The organism is Streptomyces sp. NPDC049887 (assembly GCF_040656535.1).
In the GTDB taxonomy this organism is placed as follows: domain Bacteria; phylum Actinomycetota; class Actinomycetes; order Streptomycetales; family Streptomycetaceae; genus Streptomyces.
Window position 1 is genome coordinate 1 of record NZ_JBFAMM010000041.1, and the last position, 25032, is coordinate 25032.

The 25032-nt window shown below is 70.4% G+C and carries 21 protein-coding genes and 5 pseudogenes; 15 read left to right on the plus strand and 11 right to left on the minus strand.

Going from position 1 to position 25032, the window contains the following annotated elements; genetic code table 11:
- Both AB0J10_RS31365 and AB0J10_RS31370 read left to right on the plus strand, forming a co-directional pair.
- A pseudogene (locus AB0J10_RS31365) lies at window positions 1–255 on the plus strand (IS110 family transposase); the annotation flags it as partial.
- A gap of 683 nt (window positions 256–938) precedes the next feature.
- Window positions 939–1442, plus strand: a complete 504-nt coding sequence (locus tag AB0J10_RS31370; RefSeq protein ID WP_363066439.1) for a hypothetical protein — start codon at window positions 939–941, stop codon at window positions 1440–1442.
- Here AB0J10_RS31370 and AB0J10_RS31375 read toward each other — a convergent pair.
- The 6 genes and pseudogenes from AB0J10_RS31375 to AB0J10_RS31400 form a co-directional block, all read right to left on the minus strand.
- A pseudogene (locus AB0J10_RS31375) lies at window positions 1341–1604 on the minus strand (transposase); the annotation flags it as partial. The gene AB0J10_RS31370 and the pseudogene AB0J10_RS31375 overlap by 102 nt on opposite strands.
- Window positions 1520–1945: a transposase gene (locus AB0J10_RS31380; RefSeq protein WP_363066441.1), complete on the minus strand. Its 426-nt coding sequence runs from the start codon at window positions 1943–1945 to the stop codon at window positions 1520–1522. The pseudogene AB0J10_RS31375 and the gene AB0J10_RS31380, both read right to left, overlap by 85 nt.
- Before the next feature lie 102 nt (window positions 1946–2047).
- Window positions 2048–3508: a serine/threonine-protein kinase gene (locus AB0J10_RS31385; protein WP_363066443.1), complete on the minus strand. Its 1461-nt coding sequence runs from the start codon at window positions 3506–3508 to the stop codon at window positions 2048–2050.
- A 259-nt stretch (window positions 3509–3767) separates the two neighbouring features.
- Window positions 3768–4060, minus strand: a pseudogene (locus AB0J10_RS31390) (hypothetical protein); the annotation flags it as partial.
- Window positions 4061–4112: 52 nt separating this feature from the next.
- Window positions 4113–4523, minus strand: a complete 411-nt coding sequence (locus AB0J10_RS31395; RefSeq protein ID WP_363066445.1) for a hypothetical protein — start codon at window positions 4521–4523, stop codon at window positions 4113–4115.
- Between the two features lie 383 nt (window positions 4524–4906).
- Entirely contained in the window at window positions 4907–5059 is a 153-nt protein-coding gene (locus AB0J10_RS31400) for a hypothetical protein (RefSeq protein ID WP_363066447.1), read from the minus strand.
- 506 nt (window positions 5060–5565) lie between these two features.
- Here AB0J10_RS31400 and AB0J10_RS31405 point away from each other — a divergent pair.
- The 6 genes and pseudogenes from AB0J10_RS31405 to AB0J10_RS31430 all read left to right on the plus strand — a co-directional run bounded on the left by AB0J10_RS31405 (window position 5566) and on the right by AB0J10_RS31430 (window position 11803).
- The gene (locus AB0J10_RS31405) at window positions 5566–6264 is read left to right on the plus strand and encodes a site-specific integrase (protein WP_363066449.1); all 699 of its coding nucleotides are present in this window, start codon (window positions 5566–5568) and stop codon (window positions 6262–6264) included.
- 128 nt (window positions 6265–6392) lie between these two features.
- The gene (locus AB0J10_RS31410; protein WP_363066451.1) at window positions 6393–7205 is read left to right on the plus strand and encodes a hypothetical protein; all 813 of its coding nucleotides are present in this window, start codon (window positions 6393–6395) and stop codon (window positions 7203–7205) included.
- Window positions 7206–7271: 66 nt separating this feature from the next.
- Complete coding sequence (locus AB0J10_RS31415) at window positions 7272–9608, plus strand: LuxR C-terminal-related transcriptional regulator (protein ID WP_363066453.1); 2337 nt, start codon at window positions 7272–7274, stop codon at window positions 9606–9608.
- Window positions 9609–9677: 69 nt separating this feature from the next.
- Window positions 9678–10218, plus strand: a pseudogene (locus AB0J10_RS31420) (transposase); the annotation flags it as partial.
- Between the two features lie 88 nt (window positions 10219–10306).
- The gene (locus tag AB0J10_RS31425) at window positions 10307–11359 is read left to right on the plus strand and encodes an ISL3 family transposase (protein ID WP_363066455.1); all 1053 of its coding nucleotides are present in this window, start codon (window positions 10307–10309) and stop codon (window positions 11357–11359) included.
- A gap of 156 nt (window positions 11360–11515) precedes the next feature.
- A complete protein-coding gene (locus AB0J10_RS31430; RefSeq protein ID WP_363066457.1) occupies window positions 11516–11803 on the plus strand; it encodes a hypothetical protein in 288 nt (95 codons plus the stop codon).
- A gap of 111 nt (window positions 11804–11914) precedes the next feature.
- On the opposite strand, the pseudogene AB0J10_RS31435 reads toward AB0J10_RS31430, so the two are convergent.
- Window positions 11915–12144: pseudogene (locus AB0J10_RS31435) on the minus strand (transposase); the annotation flags it as partial.
- Between the two features lie 924 nt (window positions 12145–13068).
- Between AB0J10_RS31435 and panD the strand changes: the two are divergent.
- The 3 genes from panD to AB0J10_RS31450 are packed head-to-tail and all read left to right on the plus strand — an operon-like array spanning window position 13069 to window position 14738.
- Window positions 13069–13503: an aspartate 1-decarboxylase gene (gene panD / locus AB0J10_RS31440; RefSeq protein ID WP_360588295.1), complete on the plus strand. Its 435-nt coding sequence runs from the start codon at window positions 13069–13071 to the stop codon at window positions 13501–13503.
- A gap of 39 nt (window positions 13504–13542) precedes the next feature.
- A complete protein-coding gene (locus AB0J10_RS31445; RefSeq protein ID WP_363066459.1) occupies window positions 13543–13884 on the plus strand; it encodes a GNAT family N-acetyltransferase in 342 nt (113 codons plus the stop codon).
- A gap of 5 nt (window positions 13885–13889) precedes the next feature.
- Window positions 13890–14738, plus strand: a complete 849-nt coding sequence (locus tag AB0J10_RS31450; protein ID WP_363066489.1) for a hypothetical protein — start codon at window positions 13890–13892, stop codon at window positions 14736–14738.
- Between the two features lie 687 nt (window positions 14739–15425).
- Here the strand turns inward: AB0J10_RS31450 and gndA are convergent.
- Entirely contained in the window at window positions 15426–16868 is a 1443-nt protein-coding gene (gene gndA, locus AB0J10_RS31455; protein ID WP_363066461.1) for an NADP-dependent phosphogluconate dehydrogenase, read from the minus strand.
- Between the two features lie 246 nt (window positions 16869–17114).
- Here gndA and AB0J10_RS31460 point away from each other — a divergent pair, with 246 nt between their 5' ends.
- From AB0J10_RS31460 to AB0J10_RS31475, 4 genes are all read left to right on the plus strand, one after another.
- Window positions 17115–18368 carry a transglycosylase family protein gene (locus AB0J10_RS31460; RefSeq protein WP_363066463.1) on the plus strand — a complete coding sequence of 418 codons (1254 nt, stop codon included), beginning with the start codon at window positions 17115–17117 and terminating at the stop codon, window positions 18366–18368.
- Window positions 18369–18760: 392 nt separating this feature from the next.
- Window positions 18761–19450, plus strand: coding sequence for a (2Fe-2S)-binding protein (locus tag AB0J10_RS31465; RefSeq protein ID WP_363066465.1), 690 nt, complete (start codon window positions 18761–18763; stop codon window positions 19448–19450).
- A gap of 374 nt (window positions 19451–19824) precedes the next feature.
- The gene (locus AB0J10_RS31470) at window positions 19825–21288 is read left to right on the plus strand and encodes an SDR family NAD(P)-dependent oxidoreductase (protein ID WP_363066467.1); all 1464 of its coding nucleotides are present in this window, start codon (window positions 19825–19827) and stop codon (window positions 21286–21288) included.
- 307 nt (window positions 21289–21595) lie between these two features.
- Window positions 21596–21766 (plus strand): hypothetical protein, encoded by a 171-nt coding sequence (locus AB0J10_RS31475; protein ID WP_363066469.1) that lies wholly within the window; start codon window positions 21596–21598, stop codon window positions 21764–21766.
- A 173-nt stretch (window positions 21767–21939) separates the two neighbouring features.
- Here the strand turns inward: AB0J10_RS31475 and AB0J10_RS31480 are convergent, their stop codons facing one another.
- From AB0J10_RS31480 to AB0J10_RS31490, 3 genes are read right to left on the minus strand one after another with little or no spacing between them, the layout of a single operon-like run.
- On the minus strand, window positions 21940–23373 hold the full coding sequence (locus tag AB0J10_RS31480) for a lipase maturation factor family protein (protein ID WP_363066471.1): 1434 nt from the start codon (window positions 23371–23373) through the stop codon (window positions 21940–21942).
- A complete protein-coding gene (locus AB0J10_RS31485; protein WP_363066473.1) occupies window positions 23340–23915 on the minus strand; it encodes a DUF1990 domain-containing protein in 576 nt (191 codons plus the stop codon). Before AB0J10_RS31485 ends, AB0J10_RS31480 begins: the two co-directional genes overlap by 34 nt.
- Window positions 23912–24826 carry a YndJ family protein gene (locus AB0J10_RS31490; protein ID WP_363066475.1) on the minus strand — a complete coding sequence of 305 codons (915 nt, stop codon included), beginning with the start codon at window positions 24824–24826 and terminating at the stop codon, window positions 23912–23914. The genes AB0J10_RS31485 and AB0J10_RS31490 overlap by 4 nt, the downstream gene beginning before the upstream one ends.
- Window positions 24827–25032: the final 206 nt, after the last annotated feature.

The following is a 25032-nucleotide window of genomic DNA, read 5'->3' on the forward strand; positions in this document are numbered from 1 at the left end:
ACCAAGGACACCTACCTGCAGGCCCGCTACAAGCGGCTGACCGCCCGCCGCGGGCCGATGAAGGCCCTGGTCGCCGTCGAGCACTCGATCATCACGGCGATCTGGCACATGCTCACCGACAACGTCCCCTACCACGAACTCGGCGGCACCTGCTTCACCCAGCGCGACCCCGAACGCGCCACCCGCCGCGCGATCACCGCCCTCAACCAGCTCGGCTACAGCGTCACCCTCAACCCGATCGAAGGCGCAGCCTGACCGCTCACAGACCAAGTGCCCGGCGGCCCCGACGACCACCGGGCACCCAGCCCTGCCCAAACAGCCCCTGACCCGCACCTATTTACGCGTCAGAGGCTTGATGGCCCCGCTCGGGTCAGCAAACGGTCAGCATCGGGCGCGGGAGCGTCCCAGCTTGCGGACCAGGTGGCCGCCATGACGGGAATCTGGACACATGCGCCTGGCTCCCGCTTGGGACGCTCACTGCGTTACTCGACAACTCGTCGGCGGCATGGGTTCTGAGCGAGTGGGTTGCCTTCGAGGCCGGAGCAGCGTGCCCTGTGGATGTCGCCTGCGTCCTCCGGCCGCTGCCGCGACCTCGCCCGCCCCGGCGTCCTTCTGGTCCAATGCGCCGGCCATGGTCCTCGGCTTCGGCAACGTCGTCCTTTCCGACACCGAGACCGACGCCGCAGCCGACTCCACTGCGGCGGCCCTCCGCGTAACCTGCTGCGTCATGATCACCCGCGCCCGCGAGCGGGGCTGGTCCCGGGGCTGCAGGACAGCCGGTTGCCGCGCCACCTGGGGGCCTGCACGGGTAGGCGATGATGCGCTGCGCCCACTGGGTGAGATGTCCGGGGGAAGGGCGGGTATCCGCCCGACGTACGTACAACAGGGGGACCCCCGTATCCGCCATGCCGCCGCCTCCCAGCAGCGATACTGGATGCATGGACACGACGATCACCGCGCCCCGCGCCGAGGTGCTACGGAACCGCTACCGCAGCCGACTGCCCAAGCGCTTGCAGGAGCTGGCCGGCCCCATCGAGGGCAACGTGGACCTGCCGCTCCACATCGTCTGGTCCGGGCGGACCAGCTACAGCCTGGACCGTCCGAAGTCCCGCATGACGCTCTACCGGACCGTCCTCGCCGAAGGACTGCGCGAGGACCTGGTGACCCTCCTGCACCACCGGCTGCTCGCCGAGCAGTGGCCCGTGCTGCGGCGCTTGATCAGTCCCTACATCCGCGAGGTCTGGGAGGGCGCCTCCCGGAGCTGCTGCGCACCGCGCTGCGACCGGGACCGTCGCCCTGATACCGCGTCTGCGCAGGTAGGAGCGGTTTTTGCGGGAGTCGTACGCCTTGTCGGCCCGCACGCGATCCGGCCTACTGCGGGGCCGCCCTGGGCCGAGCCTGGGCACCCGGATTGCTTCCAGGACCGGCTCGAACTGAGGTGAATCGCCCCGATGCCCGGCGGTGATCACCACCGACAACGGCTTCTGTCCCTGCTCGACCGCGAGGTGAATCTTGCTGGTCAGGCCGCCCCGGGAGCGTCCGAGTCCGTGATCGGCCGGCTCGACCGTGATCCCGCCGGGCGGTTCCTTCTGCAGGTCCCCCATTTCGCCGCCCCCGCCGCGTGCTGGTGGGCCCGGCAGACGGTGGAGTCGACGTTCACGTCCCAGGTGATCAGGCCCTTGGCATCGACCTCGGCTTGGAGCTGGGTGACGATCCGGCCCCAGGTGCCATCCCGCTGCCACCGGCGGAACAGGTCATAGACCCGGTCCCACGGCCCGTAGCGATCCGGCACGTCGCGCCAGGGGGCGCCCGTCCGCGTCCGCCACCGTATGCCGTCTATCAACTGCCGTCGCGTCCACACCGGCGGCCGGCCCGACTTGATGCCTCGCGGCAGCAGCAGCTCAAGTCCGGCCCACTGGTCGTTCGTCAGATCCCCACGTCCCACAGGACGTGATCATGAATGATGAAGATCAACTTTCGCCACAGACCCTAACCCCAACTACCCCAGCTACACCCTCGTTTGACAGACACTCGGCGGCGAATCGGTTCAGGTGGGCAGTCGTAGGCCCTGGACGGCTGTGTCGAAGACGGGCCGGTGCTTGTCCCATTCCGCGTCCGGTGCTGAGAAGTAGATGCCGTAGTGGGTGTTGGCGGGGTCGGCGAAGGCCACCTCGACCGCGCGGAATTTGCGTACCTTGCCGTTGAAGGTGAATTCCCAGTAGCCGGCCGGTCTGCCGTGCACGGTGCTCGCCGTCATGCGGACGCGTTCGTATCCGGGGTTGTCCCGCCGCGTCTGCTCCTCCTCGGTCGTACGCCAGTGTTCCAGCGGGTCGGCGCCCGCGAACGCGTCGGCCTTGACCCGCAGCCCGAGGAGCCCCGCCGGGTCGACGAAGGCTACTTCGCCTCCGGCCAGGGTGTTGCGTGTCCAGCCCGCGGGCACCGGCAGGGTCGCCCCGCCGACGGTCTCAAGGCGGTAGCCGTCGGGGGCCGAAGGGGCTGCCGTACCTGCCCGGTCGACGGTAGGCGAGGCGGATTCCCTTCCGGGGAGCGCACTGGGCCATAGCAGTGCGGCGGTCGCCGCGCACGCGGTAACGACCGCCGCACCGGACCACAGGAGACCGCGGCGTCGGCTCCGCGCGGTGCTGGTCGCCCGGTGCGGGCGGGCAGGCAGGGCGCCGTGCGGAGCGGCCTCGTCCCCCGCCGCGAGGCGCAGCAGCCGCTCCGCCTCGGCCGCGCGGGTGCGCTGCTCGGGCTCCTTCGTCAACAGCCCGTCGATCAGGGAAGCGAGGGGGTGGCTGCCGGCCAGCGGGGTGTGGGGGTCGCTGACGACCGCATATGCGGTCTCGATCGGCGTTTCCCGGTCGAAGGGATGGCGGCCTTCGACCGTGCGGTACAACGTGATGCCGAGGGCCCAGAGGTCACCGGCGGCGCCGGCGTCAGCGCCGCGCAGACGCTCCGGGGCGAGGTAGGCGAGGGAGCCGACGAGTTCGCCGGTCCTGGTCAGTGTCTCGGTGCCGCTGACGGCGGCGATACCGAAGTCGGTCAGGACGATCCGACCGTCCGTCCCCAGCAGGATGTTCGCCGGCTTGATGTCCCGGTGCAGTACGCCCATGTCATGGGCGGCGCGCAGCGCGGAGACGACGGCCACACCTATTCGGGCGGCTTCGGCTGTGGGGAGGGAGTTCCGCTGGGCCAGTGCCTCTTCCAGGGTGACCGAGGGGACGTACTCCATCACGATGCACGGCAGGCCCTCGTCCTCGACCACATCGTGCACCACGATCACGTGGGGGTGGGCGATCGTGGCCGCGCTGCGCGCCTCACGGCGGGTGCGCTCGTGGAGCATGCGGATCGTGTCGTCGGGGACGTGGGAGGGGACGCGGAGCTTCTTCACCGCCACCCGCCGTCCGAGGAGTTCGTCCTCGGCGCACCAGACGGTTCCCATGCCGCCGCTGCCGATGCGCCGCGTCAACCTGTAGCGGCCGGCGACGAGCCGTCCCTCTTCCGGCACTCCTACCGTCCCTTGGTTCTTCCTGCTGATGGATCGTACGGCGGACCATAACGCCACGCCGCATACGCGGCCAAGACATCCCTGCCGTCACACGTGACGGCGGCGGGGATTGCGGTCCGTCACGCAGAGCGGGCAGTTCCCCCGGTACGTCCGGTACCGGGGAACTTCCCCAGCCTGCTCAGCGCAGTATCGGCTCACAGACTCGAAGGAGTCGGTGCGGCCGGGTCTTGCCGGGCGGCCCCTGACACCGCGGGTGGCGCGCTGTCCAGGAGTGCGCGACGTCGATCACGAGCCGGCCGTCGAGCTGGAGTACCCGGAAGGGCAGCCGGTCCCGGAGGCCGAGGCCGACTTGGGTGCGGCCCTCGAAGCTGCCGCCGAACACGGCGTCGCGGAGGGCGGGGTAGCCGGCGAGGTCCACGCCGGGCAGCGGCTGCCCGCTCCTGCCGGGGTAGGTGGGCGTGATGGTCTCCGCGTCGTATGAGGGCGCCTGCAAAAAACGATCTCCAGGACCGCGCCGCCCCGCACGGGCACGGAGCGGCCCGATCCGTCCTGGACCTTGTCTGCACCAAGCAGCATGAGGGCTGCTAGTCGGTCGGACCTGCACTCATGCCCGGGGCATTGGTGCGGGAGGGGATGTCAATACGCGCCGGACACGGTCGACAAACACCTGCCGCGCTGCGGCTGCCGCCAGGTCGGACGAGTCCCACGGTTCCGAGTTCCAGCCCGTGGCCCGCTCCGGCAGTGGGAACAGCCGGCTCTTGGCGACAGCTCGGAGACGTTGCAGCGCTTGCTCAAGTTCCAGCGCGGCATTGTCAACGTCACGGGGACCGAGCATCGTGACGCGCTCGAACGCCGTGGTCGTGGGCGCGTTGGCCTCCTCCAACTGGTCCAAGAAAGAATTGTAGATTTCGCCGATATCGCCCTCCAAGATGCGATTCACGTCCTGGTAGTAGACGTCTTCCGCTTGGGTCCAGATGTTCTTCAGGCGCCTGTGGGCTGCGTCCCACTCCTGCATGAGCGTGAGGCAAGCCTCCATCCGCTGGCCACGAATCCACTGTCCGTGCTCTGTTGTGGCTTGATCGCGTACTTGCCTGGCCATCGCGCGTGCGGTTGCCACCGCGCCAAGTGCCGCGCCACCAGCGCCTCCGATGGCACCGCCAGACCGGCAATTACCGCAGCAAGCCCTTGGTCCATTCCTTGCTCCTTCCTCCGCCCACGCGAGACGGCCATTCACTCCCGACCGCGTCTTTCTCGTCAACTGCTTGAGGCAGCCGTGCCCCGGAGACGACGTGCTGTTGGTGTCGGCTCTACGGATCACCCGTCTGTGACCAGGGGTTTCTGATGCGGAAGCGCAGGCAGACCGAGCGAGACGGGGCTGGTCCGGTCGAATCGCCGGGCCTACTCACGCATGCTTCGCAAGAAGGTGGGCGTCAGATCGAGACCTTCAATCTCGCCGCGCCAGTCCTCTTCGACAGCTCGCTTGCTACGGGCGAGGAGGTCTTCCTCCAGCTCGTTGAGGCGAGGCAGCATCTTCGGGTTGATGCTGAGCATCGGACAGCGGATGCCCCGTTAAATCAACGAAGCCTGGCGATTGCCCAGTTCACTGGGCGGATGGAATCATTGGGCACTACGTTCACCGGTCGTGATGAAGGATGCTCCCCGACGAGATTTGGCAGCCCTGGCGTTTCCCCAGTGGCGTCGGCTGATGGAGACTGGCAACCGGTACGAGCCGTACCGGCTGATCGATCCCGACGGAGCGGCCGTCGAGCCGGTCGCCGTCTACTTCCAGGAGTTGCTGGCGGCCGGGCAAGCGCCGTCAACGGTTCGCTCCTACGGGATGGATCTGTTGCGGTGGTGGCGGTTCCTGCAGGCCGTGGATGTTCGCTGGGATCGGGCGACCCGTCGGAAACCCCCGGGATTTCAGCTGCTGGATCCAGCAGACTGTCAAACCCAGGAAGGTCACGGCCCAGGGGCCGCGGGCGGTAGGGGAAGCCGGTGCCGCGAACCCGGTGACCGGGAAGCCGTCGACCGGATCCGGGGACGCTCCGGCCATCGTCGTGCACAGCGAGACGGTCCTGCGCCGGTTCTACGACGTGCACCGCGATGCGGGGACCGGCCCGCTGCTCAACCCGTTCCCGCTGGATCTTGCCCGCCGCTCTGGACGGGCTCACGCGCACCACAATCCGATGGCCGGCTGGAAGCTTGAGCGCGTGGGCCGGTATCGGCCGAGCCTGCTGCGGCGCATCCCGCGTTCGTTTCCGGAAGCATGGTTCAACAAACTGTTCGCGGCGCTGCCCTCCAACCGCGACCGCGCCTTGGTCGCCTTCTGGATCTCCACCGGGGTGCGGGCTTCGGAACTGATCGGCATGCGTCAGCGCGATGTCGACCCTGGCCAGCAGTTGATCAGCGTGGTGCGCAGGGGCTCGCGGGCGGTCCAGCAGGTGCCGGCATCTGCGGACGCTTTCGTATGGCTGCGCCTCTACCAGCAGGAGGTACAAGGCCAGGTTGTGCGAAAACGCACCCAGCCGGTGTGGTGGACACGGCGAGATCCGATCCGACCCCTGACCTACCACTGCGCCCACCGGATGTTCGAGCATGTCAACGCCTCGCTCGGCGCCGACTGGACCCTTCATGACCTGCGGCACAGCGCGGCCGCCCGCATGGTGCGCGACCCGAAGCTGACGCTGTCCGACGTGCAGTGGGTGCTCGGACACGCTCACCTGTCCGCCACGGAGGTCTATCTGACGCCGCACTAGGACGAGGTCGTGGCCGGCGTGCTGACGCGTCACTCACGCCAGGCTCGCACGAGCATCCAGCCGGTGCCACTGCCGCCAGCACCAGGCTACGATCCGGCGTCGCCGGAGGTCTCGTTCGGGCGCTCGTCATGACGGCCGTCGTCAAGCACACGACGCGCAAGCCGTTGGAGATCACGAACCCGAGCGCGGAGCAGGCCAAGGCGCGAAACAGCCGACTGCGGGAGCAGTTCCCGGCTCGGGCGTCACAACGGTGGTGGCCCCAGACCGCGCAGTCGTCTGAGGAGACGCTGCGACACCTGATGATGGCGCCGTTCCTTCCGGTGGCGAACGGCACCCGAGCGGGACGCCGCCGCGGGGTGATCAAGTTGCTGCGCTGGCTGTCGCCCGGGGATACCTGGCAGCAGCGCTGGATGGCCACGGGAGCCGAGGAGTTGTCCGGAGCGTCCTGGGTGGAGATCCCCAAGCGGTGGCTGAGCGAGCATGGGCCCTCACCGTCGCATGACCGGGAGGACCTGGCCGCTGGGCTGCTCATGCTGATCTGCGGAGACGTCATTCGTCCGGCTCTGCCGTGGATGCTCACCCGCTCGCACCGATATCTCGCTTCTGTGATGGCCGAGACCCGGGACCCGCATGGATTCGTGCGCCTGCGCCAGCTGGCCGCCGCCGGGCCTGCGAGCGCGCGCCAGGATGCGCAGACCGCCGCGACGCGGATCGCCATCCTGCTGGCCTGCAAGGGCGGGCGTATCGACGAGCCCGGCATCCAGCCCCGGCGCGTCGTCGCTACTTACAGACGCGACCGGTCACTGTCCGCAGCCGAGCTTCTCATGCTCATGCCTCTGCGGGCCTCCCGCCGGCGAGAGCCGCGGCAGGGGAATCGCCGTCGCCGAGCGCCACGCCCCTCCGGTCGAGGAGCGAGCGCGTCTCGCGTTGACTCGCGGTGAGGAGTGTGACTACGGTCACGTGTGGCCACCGTTCAGCGGGGCAGCAGGCTTGGAACCGGTCCTCCCGTGGAACTGACGAGCTTCGTCGGTCGTCGTCGCGATGTCGATGAAGTCAGGGATCTGCTGTCCGCCGGGCGTCTGGTCACGCTGACAGGGCCAGGCGGCGTGGGCAAGTCCCGGCTCGGCCTGCGGGTGGCCGACCGAGTGCGCAAGGCTTTCGCAGCCGGTGTGGCATTCGTTGACCTTGCTCCGGTCGCAGAGGGCGCACTGGTGGCCTACACGGTGGCAGAGGCCCTGGGCATCGAGGCAGCACAGTCCCGAAAGGATCCGGTCGGCGCTGTCACCGACTTCCTTCATGAGCGACAGGTGCTACTCCTCCTGGACAATTGCGAACATCTGGTGGACGCCTGTGCAGCGCTGACCGACGCGGTACTCCGGGCCGACGAGCAGGTGCGGGTGCTGGCGACCAGCCGCCAGTCAATGGGAGTGTCCGGGGAGCTGGTGTACCGGGTTGATGCGTTGCCCGTTCCGCCCTCTGACCTGGACGGGCGGCTGCGGGCCGAGACGGCCGCTGCGGAGTATCCGGGGCTCGCGTTGTTCGCCGAACGTGCCGCAGCGGTCACCGGTTTCCAGCTCACGGAGGCGAACTGTCCCACGGTGGCCCGGCTGTGCCGCCGTCTGGACGGGCTGCCTTTGGCCATTGAGTTGGCTGCGATTCGGGCCCGAGTCCTATCCGTGCAGCAGATCCTCGAGCGACTCGACGGCTGGATGCAACTGCTGGTAGCAGTGGATCGGCAGGCCCCGGACCGCCACCGCTCTCTGCGCGCTGTGGTGGACTGGAGTTACGAGCTGTGTTCCCCAGCCGAGCGGCTGCTATGGGCTCGGGCCTCGGTTTTCTCCGGCTGGTTCAACGTTGAGGCCGCGGAAGGGGTGTGCAGCGGGGACGACCTACCGCCCGGCCAGGTCCTGGAGGCGGTGACCGGGCTGGTGGACAAGTCGGTACTCGTGTGGGAGGAACAAGCCGGGCGGGTGCAGTACAGGCTGCTGGAAACCCTCGCCGAGTACGGGCGGGGCCTGCTGGCGGAGCTGGGCGGCCATGAAGCGGTGGCCCGGCGGCATCGAGACTGGTTCTTCGGCCTCGCCGAGCAGATGAGGACTTCATGGTTCGGCCCCGATGAGCTCCAGTGGAGTCGGCGGATGCGCAGTGAGCACGACAATCTGCGCGTCGCTCTCCGGTTCTGCCTGGACACCCAGGGCGAGGGGCAGACAGGTCTGGCGATGGCGGCCTCCCTGCACTTCTACTGGTTCGCCTGCGGACACCTGACCGAGGGACGGCTGTGGCTGGAGCGGTTCCTGACACTGGAGAGGGCATCCACCCGGGCCCGGGCCAGGGCCCTGCGGGTAGCGGGGCTTCTGGCCGGGATGCAGGCCGACCAGGAGGTGGCGGTCAACGCCCTTCGTGAGTGCAAGGCGTTGGCCGAGAAGTGCGGTGACCCCTTCCTGAATGCCGCAGCCGACGCGGCCGGTGGCTTGGCGGCCCTGAACCGCGGTCTGCTCCGAGAGGCTGTCATGCTAGCCAAGAAGGCGCTGGCCAGCCCACAGTACGCTCAGCACCCCGAGCACTGCCAGGCCCTCGCGGTGGCAAGCTGCGCGCATGCGCTGCTTAACGAGGGTGACCAGGCCGCCGCCGAGGCGGCGGAGCTTCGCCGTTTCGGCGAGGTGAGCGGGGCCGACTGGGCCCGTTCCCGGGCCCTGATCTTGGCCGTACTGGCCCGTCTCGGAACACAGGACGCGGCCGACGACGAGCGGCGTTCCTGCCAGGCCCTGACCATCGCGCGGGACCTCAACGATGTGCCCGTCATCTGTCTGGCGCTGCTGATGGTGGCTTGGTCGGCCATTGCCGCGGAGGAGTACGAGCGTGGCGCGGTACTACTGGGAAGCTGCCACACGATATGGAACCTCGTCGGCGTGCAGGAGGCGGCGGCCGTTTACATCAACGATCGGTTCGAGGCACGGGCTCGGTTCGCCCTCGGCGATACCTCCTACGAGGACGCTACAGCCCGCGGCAGGCGTTTCGACATGGCGTCCGGCGTGGACTACGCACTCAATACCGGCACCTCACAACCGAGTGGCGAGGTCGGCGGACGGCGCGAGGGGGCACGATCGCGTGGCCGGAAGCGCGCCAGCGGCCCCCTCACCGCGCGTGAGCAGCATGTGGCGAAGTTGGTAGCCCTGGGGCTTTCGAACAAGGAGATCGCGGCTCGGCTGCTCATCTCTCCCCGAACCGTCGACGGTCACGTATGTCACATTCTCGCCAAACTCGGCTTCACCGCCCGCGCCCAGATAGCCGCCTGGGCCGTGAGGCACGACCAGGGAGTGTCTAATCAACGGCGGATCTGCTGATCAAGGGAGAGACGACAAGTGAGCGAGACGATCGGGCACGAGTCCGTGGACGAGTCGGCCGGTGGCGCGATGCCGTCGGCGGCGTCGGACGAGCAGCTCGTCGCGATGCTGGTGGACCGGGCACGGAACGAGGGCCTGCGACTGACCGGCTGAGGGCGGGTTGTTGCAGATGCTGACCAAGCGGGTGCTGGAGTCGGCCTTGGAATGCGAGATCACCGACCATGTCGGCTACGAGAAGCACGATCCGGCCGGAAAGAACAACGGCAACAGCCGCAACGGGACCCGGGCGAAGACCGTGCTGACCGATGTCGGCCCGGTGGAGCTGAGGGTGCCGCGCGATACCGCCGGCAGTTTCGAGCCGCAGATCGTCAAGAAGCGGCAGCGGCGTCTGACCGGCGTCGACGAAATGCTGCTCTCCTTGTCCGCGAAGGGCCTCACTCACGGGGAGATCTCCGCTCATCTCGCCGAGGTCTACGGAGCGGAGGTGTCCAAGCAGACCATCTCCACCATCACCGACAACTTCATGGACGGCATGGCCGAATGGCAGAACCGGCCCCTCGACCCCGTCTACCCCGTCCTGTTCGTGGACGCCATCAACGTGAAGATCAGGGTTCTGTCGACGATCTTGTGATCCGGACGCTTGAGCGGGTGGCGTCAACTGTTCGCGATCATGCATCGCGTGCTCTCGTGATGTGCTCTTGGAGCTGTTTCCGCACGTGTCCGCGTTGCTGATCGAGGAGGTCCAGCGGCGACCGGACAAGGTGGTGCTGAGGACGCGGGCGCGAGCGACGACCGCGGCCTGCCGGTGCGGTCAGGGCTCGGCACGGGTGCACGGCCGGTATGTGCGCCGGCTGCGTGATGTCGCCGTGGGCGGGCTCGGCGTCGTGATCGAGTTATGCATACGCCGCTTCCGCTGTGAGAATCCTGCCTGCACGGCGGTGACGTTCGCCGAGCAGATCGCGGGACTGACCACCCCGCACAGCCGGCACACTCCGCTGCTGCGTGCGGTGTTGACGCAGATCGGGCTGGCCCTGGCCGGCCGGGCAGGAGCTCGCCTGGCGTCCGCGGTCGGCATCTGCATGGGCAGGGATACGCTGCTGCGGCTGGTCAGGGCCTTGCCCGAGCCCGAGGCTGGTCACGTGGAAGTGCTGGGCGTGGACGACTTCGCCTTCCGCAAGGGCCGCCATTACGGCACGATCCTGATCGACATGGCCACCCACCGTCCGCTTCACCTCTTCGAAGGCCGCGACGGCGAGGACCTGGCCGCCTGGCTGCGCAATCACCCCGAGGTGAAGGTCATCTGCCGGGACCGCTCGGGTGGTTACGGAGAAGGCGCACGGCTCGGGGCGCCACAGGCCGAGCAGGTCGCCGACCGCTATCACCTGTGGGCCAACCTCGGCCAGGCGGTCGAGAAGCCAGTGAACGCCCATCGCGACCGCCTGGCCGAACCGCCTCCTGGGCCTGCCGACACACCCGACAAGCCGGAGGCAGAGCCGCAGGTGGTCCAGCCACCACGGGAGCTGAAGATCGTGACTCGGCTGCGTGAGCAGCATGCCGCCGTCCACGAGCTGTGGGAACAGGGGATGTCGAAGGCGGCGATCGGCCGGAAACTCGGGTTGCACCAGGCCACCGTCCGTAAACTCGTGGGCGCCCGCTCTGCCGACGATGTCGTCGCCAAGAGCCTCCAGCGGGCGCATATCGTCGACCCGTACGTCGGCTACCTGCACCGGCGCTGGAACGAAGGCGTCTGAAACGCCACACAGCTCTACCGGGAGATCCAAGAACTTGGCTATCCCGGAGGCGAGTTGGCCGTCCAACGTCACCTGCGGCGCTACCGAACCGGCCGGGGACATGCACCCGCCCCGGGCCCCAAGCCTCCGTCGGTTCGCGAGGTCACCTCCTGGATCATGACCCACCCCGAACACGTACGGGACGAGGACGCGGACAAGCTGCACCGCCTGCGCGAGCGTGATCCCGAGCTGGACCGGCTCACCGGCCACGTCAGGAAGTTCGCCGCGATGATGACCGGACGCCACGGCGACCGACTCGAGAGCTGGATCGCCGACGCCGAGCAGGACAACCTGGCCCCCTGGCGTCCTTCGCCCGCAACCTCCGCCGCGATCTCGACGCTGTCCGCAACGGCCTGTCCCTGCCCCACAGTTCCGGCGCCGTGGAGGGCAACGTCAACCGGCTGAAGATGCTCAAGCGCCAGATGTTCGGCCGGGCCAGTCTCGATCTCCTTCGCAAACGCGTCCTGCTCGCGCGATAAGCCCTGACCGCCCGGATCACAAGATCGTCGACAGAACCCTGATCTTCACGTTGATGGCGTCCACGAACAGGACGGGGTAGACGGGGTCGAGGGGCCGGTTCTGCCATTCGGCCATGCCGTCCATGAAGTTGTCGCTGATGGTGGAGATGGTCTGCTTGGACACCTCCGCAGCACCATTTCGTCGACGCCGGTCAGACGCCGCTGCCGCTTCTTGACGATCTGCGGCTCGAAACTGCCGACGGTATCGCGCGGCACCCTCACCTCCACCGTATCCGGCCACACTGATTGCGGCCACGGTGAGATCGACGGCCACCTTGACCGCCCGGAACTTTCGGCGCGCGAGGGTGGTCAGGGCGGCCTCACGTTCCGGTATCTCGGTGCAGTTCACCGGACGTGGCGGTAGGGCTGCCGACGAGTGCCTGCTTTTGCTGCGTTCGCCGACGAACTCCCCACGCCAAACGAGCCCGTCGTCCTTCGGGAAGATGGGGCGCAGGGCCATCGGTGGAGATACCAGGGCTGCCCCGAGCAGTGCGCCCGCCAGCGCCACAGCCACGCTGAGCATGCGCGACGAGTTCACCGGTGTGGACAGTGCCGTCCCTGCCGTGATCGCAAGTAGGGCACCGGTTACTCCACTCAGTGCTGTTGCTTTCGTATCCGCGCGCTGCACCTCGACGAACATCCTGTTGTCATCACTCGCAGGTGCGCCGGTTGTTGTCGAGACGTGCAGCGGGACGTTCTGCGACTCGGGTTCTTCCACTGCCTCTCCTTGTAGTTGCCTTGCGGCTTGGAGTAGCAGTCTGGGCAGGCGGCCGGAGCGCAGCTGCCCACCAGGTGGTAGCGATCGCGATCGATCGGTCACAGTCGGGAGCCTGGTTTGGTTTGAACCACGAAGCTGCCCGGATCGAGTGCTCCACAGGCGACGGTGGGGCAGCCAGTGGCGGGTCCACTCGACCGCCTCCAGCATCTGGTCAGCATGAGTCCTCGCATACTCCGAGGCAGGTGCTCGAACGGGTCCTGGGACGGCGATGGCGGAACAGCCGGATTCTACGCGGAAGCGCAGGTGGGGAACCTTCTTGCCCAAGAAAGATCGATGTTCCTTGGCATCTTCGAGCGTGAGGAGTGTCGGTGTACAGTGAGCAACGCCCTTGACCTGCACAAAGCAGGCAGGGAGCCGTCCTTCAGGAGTTCTCCGTGATGCGAACCATGTTCAAGTCCAAGATCCACCGGGCCACCGTGACCCAGGCCGACCTGCACTACGTCGGCTCCGTCACCGTCGACGCCGAACTGATGGAAGCGGCCGACCTGCTTCCCGGCGAGCTCGTCCACATCGTCGACATCGACAACGGCGCCCGGCTCGAGACGTACGTGATCGAAGGAGAGCGCGGATCGGGCGTCATCGGCATCAACGGTGCCGCCGCCCATCTCGTGCACCCCGGTGACCTGGTCATCCTCATCAGCTATGCGCAGGTCGACGACGCCGAGGCCCGGGCACTGGTGCCCCGCGTGGTGCACGTCGACGGCCGGAACCGCATCGTCGAGCTGGGCTCGGACCCGTCCCGGCCGGTCCCCGGGAGCGACACGGAAAGCAGCCCGCACGCCGTGCCGGCCCCCGCGGTCCGATACTGAACCGAACCGACGGCACGTCCGCTGACCGAGGAGAGCACGATGGCTGACGCCGAACTCCGTGACGATCGTGAGAAGGGCCGGCTGGAGGCGTACGAGGACGGCGAGTTCGTCGGCCACATCGCCTACTTCACGCTGGACTTCGACCCCGCCGCGCTGGTCCCGGTGCACACGATCGTCGAGCCGGCGCACGAGGGCAAGGGCATCGGCAGCACGCTGGTGCGAAGGCTCTACGCGATGGCCGCCGCTGAGGGAGTGCCCGTCGTGCCGCTGTGCCCGTACGCCGCGAAATGGGCGCAGCGGCACCCGGAGGAGGCTCCCGTGCCGTCCGCCGAACTGGTCAAGGAGGCCGAGCGGCAGGCGAAGGAGCACCCGGGACTGTGACGGACCTGCCGCCACGGGCCGACCACTCGGCCGGGGCCGGCCCGCGGGCGGCAGGGTCCGTACTGGCGCTGCTGCACACCTCCCCGGTCCATGTGCCCGTCTTCGACGCCCTGCAGGGCCGCCACCACCCGGGTCTGCGGCTGCGGCACACCGTCGACGGGGGACTTCTGGCCCGGGCCAGGTCGCACGGCCCGGAGGCGGTGGCCGAGGCCGTCCGCTCGGCTCTCGCCGGGGCCGTCGCCGGGGGGGCGGGTGCGGTCCTGTGCACCTGTTCCACCATCGGGGCGGTGGCGGAGCGATGCGCGGCGGACGTCGGAGTGCCCGTCCTTCGGGTCGACCGGCCCATGGCCGCGGCCGCCGCCGCACACCGGCGGATCGCGGTCGTCGCGACGGTCGCGAGCACGCTGGCGCCCACGGTCACGCTGATCGGGGAGGAGCGGGCTCGCGCCGAACGGGGCCGAGGGGCCGCCGTGCGCGCGGAGCGGCTGTGGGAAGCCCCGGCCCCGGCGGATCGTGAGCAGGCGATGGAGCCCGCTGTTCCGGAGGGCTCCGGAACAGTGCGCACCCATGTGGTCGCGCGAGCCTGGGAGCGCTTCGAGTCCGGCGACCACGACGGCTGTCTGGACCTGGTCGCCGCCGCCGTCGACTCCGTCCGCGAAGCCGATGTGGTCGTCCTGGCCCAGGCGTCCATGGCTGCCGCGGCCGCCCGTGTGACCACGTCCGTCCCCGTGCTCTCCAGCCCCCGCACCGGCCTCGCGGCAGCGGTGCGGGCGGTGGGGGCAGGGGCGGTCGAGGGCGGGGCGCCGTCGGCTGCCCATCCTGCGGCACCGGAAGGGGCCCGCCGCGAGTCGTGATGCCGGCGTCCCGCGGCCCCGAGCGTGGGCGGGCCCCGGCCGGCGCAGATCCGCCGGTACCACGACGCGAGCGGGCGGCCGGTGGGGATCCGCCGCCCCTCGGCCGGCGCAGGAGCGCGTCCTCGGCGGACGCGGACCCTGGTTCCCTGGGGGTGCACCGACGGTCCCGCCCCGACCGGGAGGCCCTCAACCCTTCGCCCGCACATGCCGATGACTGGACCGGACGCGTGTGGGCAGCCGCATGCTTGGAACCCGAAACGCGCATCCGGCCGAACCGACGCCCGGCCGACCGAATCCCCGGGGAGACCGTCATGACACAGCCCCCGCCCGACCCGGCACCCCCTGCGCCGCCTCCCGACCCCGTACCGCCGGACCCCGTGCCACCGACGCCACCGCCGGACCCCGTGCCACCGGCTCCCACTCCGCCACCGGAGCCCGGTCCCGGGCCTGCCCCGGGGCCTCCGCCCGGGCCCGTACCCCCGCCGCAGCCGCCGCCCGGCCCCGCGCCGGACCCGATTCCCAAACCTCCGGGACCGGATCCGGTGCCCGGACCGGACCCCCAGCCCGGCCCGCTGAGCTGACGCCGTACAGGCCGGCGCCGCGCCACGGACGCGGCGGACCACGACGTACGGTGATCCGCCGCGCCGGGGCGCGACACCTCGTGCCCCGGCTGCGCCCGCCCGCGGCTCAGCCGGTGCCCACCTCGGACCGGTCGCCGCCCCAGAGGGTGTGGAACGACCCGTCACGGTCGGTGCGCCGGTAGGTGTGGGCGCCGAAGAAGTCCCGCTGGGCCTGGGTGAGCGCCGCCGGGAGCCGGCGGGCGCGGAGTGCGTCGTAGTGGGCGAGCGCCGCGGAGAATCCCGGCGTCGGCACACCCTGGCGTGCCGCGGTGGCCACCACCGCGCGCCAGTCGTCCTGGGCCGCGCCGATCTCCTCGGCGAACTGCTTGTCCGACAGCAGGCTCGGCAGATCGGACCGAGTGTCGAACGCCGTCCGGATCCGGTCCAGGAAGGCCGCGCGGATGATGCACCCCGCCCGCCAGATCGCCGCCACCGAGCCCAGGTCGATGTTCCAGTCGTAGGTGTCGCCGCCTGCCCGGATCTGGTGGAAGCCCTGCGTGTACGACACGATCTTCGACGCGTAGAGCGCCTGCTCGACCTGTGCCGCGAAGCGGGCGGCGCCCGCCTCGTCCAGCGGCCGCGGCGTCGGTCCCGGCAGCGACTGCGAGGCCTCGCGCAGATCGACGTGCCCGGACAGCGAGCGGGCGAAGACGGCCTCCGCGATGCCCGACACCGGTACGCCCAGGTCGAGGGCGATCTGCACGGTCCAGCGGCCGGTGCCCTTCTGCTCGGCCCGGTCGGCGACCACGTCGACGAACGGCTTCCCGGTCACCGGGTCCGTGTGGGCCAGTACCTCGGCGGTGATCTCGATCAGGTACGAGTCGAGCCGGCCCGTGTTCCACTCGCGGAAGGTCTCGGCGATCCTCTCCGGTGAGTAGCCGGCGACCGACCGCAGCAGGTGGTACGCCTCGGCGATCAGCTGCATGTCGGCGTACTCGATGCCGTTGTGCACCATCTTCACGAAGTGGCCCGCGCCGTCGGGGCCGATGTGTGTGGTGCAGGGAGTACCGTCGGGCGCCTTCGCCGCGATCTTCTCCAGCATCGGGCCGAGCGTGTCGTACGACTCCCGGGAACCGCCCGGCATGATGCTCGGGCCGTGCAGCGCGCCCTCCTCACCGCCGGAGACGCCCACGCCCACGAAGTGGATTCCGCGCTCGCGCAGTTCGCGCTCACGCCTGCGGGTGTCCTCGAAGTGCGCGTTGCCGCCGTCGATGATCTGGTCGCCCGGCTCCAGCAGCGGGGCGAACTCCTCGATCACCGCGTCCGTCGGCGCACCGGCCTTGACCATGATCATGAGGCGGCGGGGGCGCTCCAGCGCGGCGACGAACTCCTCGGCGGACTCGGTGGGGACGAAGGCCCCTTCGTCGCCGAACGACTCGACGAGTTCGCGGGTGCGGGCGTTGGTCCGGTTGTGCAGGGCGACCGTGTAGCCGTTGCGCGCGAAGTTGCGGGCGAGATTGCGGCCCATCACCGCGAGCCCGGTGACGCCGATCTGGGCGGTACCACTCATACGTGTGCTCCTGGAATCCGTCGTCTGCGTGCGGTCGTGCGGAAGTGCGCCTCCCCGTGGCCAGTATGAATACGCGTCACCGGAGTGCGGCGTTCATGGGCGACGAGTCGCGCGAGGGGCGCACCGTCCACCGTATTCCCCCGGACGGCCGTGCGCCTTGCACCGGGGCGCCCGCGCGCACCCCCTTGTCATGTCTTGTGGCGAGCCAATAGCTTTGGCGGCTGCTGAGGCGTTCGAGGGGGACTCATGGCCGTTCGTGGACGACACCGCCGGTACCAGCCGAGCCGTATCAACCGGGCCTCGCTCACCGTCACCGCGGGTGGCGCGGGCATGGCGCTGCCGCTGATCGGCGCGGGAACGGCGGCCGCGGCGCCCGAGGACGTGTGGGAGAAGGTCGCGTCCTGCGAGTCCACCGGAAACTGGCACATCAACACCGGCAACGGGTACTTCGGCGGGCTCCAGTTCAGCCAGTCGACCTGGGAGGAGTACGGCGGAACGGCTTACGCCGCGCGCGCCGACCTCGCCACCCGCGACCAGCAGATAGCCGTCGCGGAGAAGGTGCTGGACGGCCAGGGCCCCCGCGCCTGGCCGGTCTGCTCAACACGCGCCGGACTGACCCGCGAGGACGCACCGGACGTCTCACCCGAACGGCAGCTCCGGGCGCAGTCCGCGTTGTCCCGGCACACGGTCCCGGGGGCGACGCCGACCACCGTCCCCACGCAGCGTGAGAGTTACACGGTGACGCCCGGCGACTCGCTCTCCGGGATCGCCGCCTCCGAACGGGTCGAGGGCGGCTGGCAGGCGCTCTACGTCGCCAACCGGAAGGTCGTCGGCGACGACCCCGACCTCATCCACCCCGGCCAGCGGCTGGTCGTGCGGGGTACCTCGCCCGCCCCGTCGGACGGTCGCCCGGCGGCCCGTCCCCCGTCCCCGCCGAAGACTCCGCCGAAGGCGCAGCCGCCCCGGGCCGCGCAGCCCGCCACCCCGCAGCCCGCCGCCCCGCAACAGCAGAGCCAGCAGGCGAAGCAGAAGCCGAAACCGAAGCCCCGGCAGGAGCAGCGGCAGCAGAAGCACCCGGACCGCGCCCAGCGCGGCACCGGCCTGAGCGCACCCGTCGCCGCCGGCACCGGCACCCCGTACGGCAAGGCCGGCTCGTCCTGGTCCAGCGGCTATCACACGGGCGTGGACTTCCCCGTGCCGACGGGCACCTCGGTGAAGGCCGTGGCCCAGGGCCGGGTGGTCTCGGCAGGCTGGGAGGGCGCGTACGGCTACCAGATCGTCGTCCGGCACGACGACGGGAAGTACAGCCAGTACGCCCATCTCTCGGCGCTCACCGTGCGCGAGGGGCAGCGGGTCAACAGCGGTCAGCGAATCGCCCGTTCAGGGTCCACCGGCAACAGCACCGGACCGCACCTCCACTTCGAGGTGCGCACCGGGCCGGGATACGGGTCCGACATCGATCCGCTCCGGTACCTCCGTGCGGGCGGTGTCAGCATCTGACGGCGTTCCCGGGGGCTCCGGGACCGGGGAGAGGACCCGCGCCCCCACCGGAACCGCGTCCCCGCCCGCGGCGGAGGCGGGAGCCGAACGCCGCGGCCACCCGCTCCTGCACGACCGCCGCCGTCGCGTGGGCGACCGCGGAGGGCAGGGACAGCGGTACGGACAGGGCGGGGGAGCGCATGCGCCCAGCGATCTCCCTCGAGGGCACCTCCCGTCCTCGTTCTCGGGCGGGCACTCGCGCGTACTCCCGGAGGCGAAGGGGAGTACGGGACCACACGGACGCCAGACACTCCAGAGCCGCCGCCGTATGCTGCATCCACGGCAGACACGCGGGTGCGTGGACCTCGGGTCCGGGCCGGGCGGGACGACGGAGCGAGACCGGGCGGGGGCACGTGGAGCGGACGGAGACGGAGTCGATCGGCGGCTTCTTCGCGACCCGGACCGGCGAGCCCGGTCCCGGCCATGTTCCGCTGTCCCGGCTCCACGCCGGCGAACTCGGGCCCCTCACCACCCGCGTCGACCGCGTCGCGGCCCGGCTGCGCACCCCCGAACGCCGGGTCGCCGCGTCCATCGCCCACCTCGGGCTCGCCGCCCGTCTCTGGTCCACGGCGCTCGGGCCCGCCGCGCTCCACGGCGAGTTCCCCGACCCGGCCGCCGGAGGGCTGTACTGGGACCCGGAGCTCACCTCGCCCGACGACCTGTGCTGGACCCGGGAAGGAACGCTTCCCGGCACCGTCGACGGCATTCGGGAGGCCGTCCAGTACGGCCACCTGGTCCCGCTCGCCGAGGCCCTGCGCGGCGACGTCCGCATCTCGCACCGGCTGCTGTGGGGCAACGCCGGCTCCGCGCTCGCCGGCGCCCTGCGCGAGATCCACCGCTGGGCGCGGGTACGCGACCGCCTCGACGTGGCCGAGCGGGCCACCGCGCTCACCACGGGCCTGCTGGACCACCCGGACCTGAGCGGCACGGTGCGCGGAACGGCGCTCCGCCGCGGCAGTTGCTGCCTCTACTACCGGTGCCCGGGCGGCGGTCTGTGCGGCGACTGCGTCTTCGACCGCCCGCCCGGCCGGCAGCGGCCGTAGCGGGACACCACCGCCGGCCCCACGCCCTGCCGATCGCCCCGCGCAGGCGGCAACCGTGTGCCCGGGAAGAGGGCGATCGAGCACGGCCGATGGCCGGACGTGGGGACCCTCGACCCGTACCACGAGGCCCGGGTGGACCCGGTCGCCGCGACCGACCGGTGCTCGCCAGGAGACCGGCGCCGGCCCACCCGCCCCCACCCCCGGCCGGCTGTGCCACCCCTCGGCCGTCTTCCCGCCCCGAGACGCGGTCACGGAGAGTCATCACCGGAGGCCCTCCCCGTGAACGGTTTGGCCCGCACGCCCGCCACTGAAGTAAAGTTCCGCTTTTGGAATCCCCCAGCGGCACGCGAAGAACACAGGGAACGGCAGCGGCGATGACGGTGACAGACGACAGCCTGGAGTTCGGCCCCGGCATCGACCCCGAGCGACTGGCCGTCTGCCTGGGCGTTCTCGAGGAGCTCGACCGCCTGGAGGTCGACCATCCCGACGCGGTCACGGTCCGCCGGGCCACGGCGGGGATCTACCGCACCGTGAAGCAGCGCCGCCGGCAGGAGCGCCGCGCCGCCAAGACCGCCCACGACAAGGCCGTCACCGAGGCCACCGCGACCGGCTCCGCTGACCGTATCGACGACGAGACCCAGGGACTGCTGCCGTCCTCGTCGGTGACGGGAGAGATCGCGGGGATACTCCAGCGCCCCCGGTCCTGCTACATCTGCAAGACCCGCTTCATCGAGGTCGACGCCTTCTACCACCAGCTGTGCCAGAAGTGCGCGGCCGAGAACCGGGCCCGCCGCGACGCCCGCACCGATCTGACCGGCCGGCGGGCGCTGCTCACCGGTGGCCGGGCCAAGATCGGCATGTACATCGCGCTGCGGTTGCTCCGCGACGGCGCCCGCACCACCATCACCACCCGCTTCCCGAACGACGCGGTCCGCCGCTTCAAGGCGATGCCGGACAGCGACGAGTGGATCCACCGGCTCAAGATCGTCGGAATCGACCTCCGTGACCCCGCGCAGGTCGTCGCGCTCGCCGACTCGGTCGCGGCCGAGGGGCCGCTGGACATCCTGATCAACAACGCCGCGCAGACGGTGCGACGTTCCCCGCAGGCGTACAGCGAACTCGTCGCGGCCGAGGGGGCCCCGCTGCCCGCGGGTGAGCTGCCCGCCGCCGAGGTGATCGGCACCTTCGGCAGCGGCGGGGTGGACCGGGTCGCGGCCCTGCCCGGGCCGCGCTCGGAAGGGCTGAGCGCCCAGGACGTCACCGGTCTCGCCCTCGTCTCCGGGTCGGCGTCGCTCGCGCGGATCGAGGCCGGTACCGCGATCGACGCGGGCGGGCTCGTGCCCGATCTGCACGACACCAACAGCTGGATCCAGACAGTCTCCGAGGTCGACCCGGTCGAGCTCCTCGAAGTGCAGCTGTGCAACTCGACGGCCCCGTTCATCCTGATCAGCCGGCTCCGCGCGGCGATGGCCGCGTCCTCGGCGCGGCGCAAGTACGTCGTGAACGTCTCCGCCATGGAGGGCGTCTTCAGTCGCGGCTACAAGGGCGCCGGCCATCCGCACACCAACATGGCCAAGGCGGCCCTGAACATGCTGACGCGCACCAGCGCCCAGGAGATGTTCGAGGCCGACGGCATCCTGATGACCGCCGTCGACACCGGCTGGATCACCGACGAGCGTCCGCACCCGGACAAGGTGCGCCTCGCGGCCGAGGGTTTCCACGCCCCGCTGGACCTGGTCGACGGCGCGGCCCGGGTGTACGACCCGATCGTGCGCGGCGAGGCCGGCGAGGACCTCTTCGGCTGCTTCCTGAAGGACTACGACCGCGCGAACTGGTGAGTCGCGAGGTAACCCGAACGGCGGATTCCCCCGGGCGAGCAGGGCTCCCCGGGGGTTTCCTGTACCCGATGGGTCGTCACCTTGGGGCGGTTTCCCGTAAAGAATCGCCCAATGTGACGTAATCCATCGAGCGCAGCCGCGCTCATTTGGTTAGTCTGGAGCCAACGGACGGTCGGCAAGGGGTCACGAAGCCCCGCGAGACCGCCCCGGGACAGGTCCGCAACCTCGGCCGCGATCCCGCCCGAAGAACGGCGCCACCGCGACCGAACCGCCCTTGTCCCTGTGACGCGACACTAAGGAGTGCGCGGTGACGACTGAAACGAAGACGAAGACCAAGCCCTCGGCGGAACCCGGCGAACGACCGGGGCGGCCGGACGAGCTCGGAAGCCTCGAGGTCTGGGCCCGTTCCGCGCCGATCAGACTGGCCGGCTACGAGGACGACCTCGCCGAGCCGCACATCCTGCAGGGCATCGACTGATCTCGCGCCCCACGGCTGTCACCACCCCCGGTCCGCTCCGGACCGGGGGTCCGTGCATCCCGTCCCCCGGTCGCACCCGGGACGCCGGACCCGGGCGGCGCGGCGGACGGAGCTCCCCCTCGCCTTCCCCGTGGCCCTTGCGCAGGGCGGGCCGGACGGGGCCCGGGGACGGGTCAGACCCGTTCCGCCGGGACGTCCGTCCTGCTCAGCCGGGTCGGCGGCAGGTACTCGCGCAGATAGCGCCGCTGCCACCACGCGCCCGTGGAGCGCAGCCGCCGCCAGTCCGTGAACGTGTAGTGGTACAGCCGGGCCCTGACGTACGACGGCGGGGCGTCCGGGAAGGGATTGCGGCGCAGCAGCCTCAGCGTGTCCCGGTCGTTCTCCAGCAGCCGTTCCACGAAGCCGCCGAACCAGGACCGTGCGTAGGCGGGGGAGAGGGCGGCGAACCACATCAGCCAGTCGAGGCGCAGGTGGTAGGGGGCGTACTGCCGGGGCAGCCGGCGGAGGTCGCCCGGCTTCCCCTTGAACTCGTACTCCCGCCACACGGTGCCGGGGCGGGGCACCGGCTCGTCCGTGCCCTCGATCACGACCTCGTACCGCACCCTCCCGACGGTTCCGAACGCGCCGTAGGTGTTCACCAGGTGGAGCGGGTCGAAGGACCGGTTCATCGCCTGCCGCCGGGAGACCAGATTGCGCACGGGGTGGTGGCTCAGAGCGAGGACGAGGACGGTCGCCGCGATCACCAGGACCTCGTACCAGAGCGGCGGGGCGGGCAGGGGGTGCGGCCCGGCGAACGCGGAGAGGTCGACGGCGGAGAGCGCGAGGGCGATCGTCAGCCAGTTGAGCCAGGCGAAGTTGCCGGACAGCACGAGCCACAGCTGGGTGACGACGATCAGCCCCGCCGCCACGGAGGCGACCGGCTGCGGGGTGAACAGCAGGACCGGTACCAGCAGTTGGGTCACATGGTTGGCGGCGGCCTCGACCCGGTGCAGCGGTCCCGGCAGACGGTGGAAGAACCAGCTGAACGGGCCGGGCATCGGCTGGGTCTCGTGGTGGTGGTACAGGCACGTCAGCCGACGCCAGCACTCGTCGCCGCGGACCTTGATCAGCCCGGCGCCGAACTCCACCCGGAAGAGCAGCCAGCGCAGCAGCCACAGCACCAGCACCGGGGGCGCGGTCCGCTCGTTCCCGAGGAACACCGCGAGGAACCCGGTCTCCAGCAGCAGCGACTCCCAGCCGAAGGCGTACCAGGTCTGTCCGACGTTGACGATCGAGAGGTAAAGCGCCCACAGCGCCGCCCACCACAGCATCGCCGTCCACAGCGGGAGGTGGTCGGCCGCGCCCCCGAGCAGCGCGGCGGAGAGCACCGCGCCCGCCCAGGCGCAGCAGGCGAAGAACCGGTCCGAGTAGTGCAGTTGGAAGATGCTCGGGGCGCGCCGCATCGGGGCGTACCGCAGGTAGTCGGGTACCGGGAGCATGCCGCGCTCGCCGATGAGGGCGCGGAACTGGAGGGCCGCCCCGACGAAGGCCGCCAGGTACACCGCGGCCAGCGCCCGCTGGAAGACGAGTCTGCTCAGCCAGTAGTCCGGTGCCGAGAACCACTCCATCGCGGACCTCCCGTACGTCCAGTATCCGCTTCGGCGACGAGCCGTCGCAGGCCGGCGCCGAGCCGTCGTGCGTACATCCGCTGCGCCACCGGTACGAGCGGCCCGGCGAGCCGGGTGTACCAGCGGGCGGGCCTGCTGAACGCCGTCACCGTGAGCCACACGGAGCCGTCCTCCGCCGCCTCCGCGAGGAAGCTCTCCTCGCCGCACTCGGGGTGGCCGGTCAGAGTCCCGTAGGCGAATCCGATGCGGTCCGGTCCGTCCGCGGTCCAGATCACCCGGCAGGGAGCGCGGAAGCGCAGCGGTCCCACGCCGAGCGAGATCTCGACCGAGGTGCCCGGTTCGGCGCGGGCGGTGGAGGCGGTCACGCGCGCCCCGGACGAGCGGTGCATCGCCCAGCCGGTTATGGCGTCGCCCGCGGTCGCCAGGGCCGCGGGGCCGTGGCCCACCGGTACCCGTACATGGAGGTGGTGATAGCCCTCGGGCAGGGGGGTGCGGCGGGTGGCGCCGGTCTCGGCGTAGTTGGGTCCGTCGGCGAGGGTCATGCGGTGTTCCTTTCGGGTCCTGTCCGTCCCGGTCCTGTCGATCCGGGTCCTGTCGATCCGGTTCGTGCGCCGGTCCTGCGCCCGCCGGCCGTCGAAGCGGTGATCTCCTCCAGCCGCAGCCAGGCCAGCAGCGAGCAGAGGGCGAAGCCCAGCGCGTTGCCGAGGCCGTGGGTGGCGGCCATCCAGGTGAGATCGGGGTGCGGCAGGCCGGTGGCCTCGCCGAGCGCCCAGCTCAGGGCGAGGAGCATGGTCGCCACCAGAACGGCCGCCGAGACCCCCAGAAGTCTGCGAATCAGCCGTTCGGCCCTGCCCGTGCGTACATCGCGCCAGGTCAGCAGTGCGACGGCCCACATTCCGGCGGTCAGCACCACCGCCCCGGCCAGCTCGGCCCAGTCGCCCGTGAAGTAGCCGGCGAGTACCAGCAGGGTCCCCGCGGGCACGCTGACCGCTGCGAACCGGCCGGTGGAGCCCCAGGTGGAACGGCAGACCAGGCCCGCGACCAGCGCCGCGGCGAAGCCCGCGAAGTGGAAGTGCGGCACGGTCAGGGCCAGGATCTCCAGGTCGAATCCCAGTAGTTCGTGCCCGGAGCGTTCGGCCACCAGGGCCACTCCTGCCACGGCCGGCGTGGCCAGGGCCGTGAGGACGGCGATCTCCGCCGGCGCGAGCGAGCGGGTGCGCCGCAGCCGGGCCGGGGCGTGCAGGGCGAGTGCGGCGGTGGCGAGGGCGTAGACCGAGGCCAGGGCCGTGGCGAGGGTGCCTCGGGGCAGCCACAGGCTGACGGCGCCGGGCAGGGCGAGCAAGGGCCAGAGCCGGCGGACGGCGCCCGGATCCGGGCCCGGCATCAGGCGCAGTCCCAGCGGAACGATCACCAGCATCCCGAGCATCACGATCGCGTTGACCAGCGAGGTCATCGCGCCACCCCCCAACTTGAACGCGTTCAGTTCCGCGTTCGAGCCTAGAGTGATTCTTGAACGTGTTCAAGTCGCGGCTCCGGAAGGTGTGGTGCAAGACAGGGAGTGATCACTCCGGGTACACCCTCACAACAGGCGGGAGATGGCGGGGCATGTTCGTGCGCTCACCGATGTATCGCCGGCACGCCGGGTTGGCCGCGATGTCG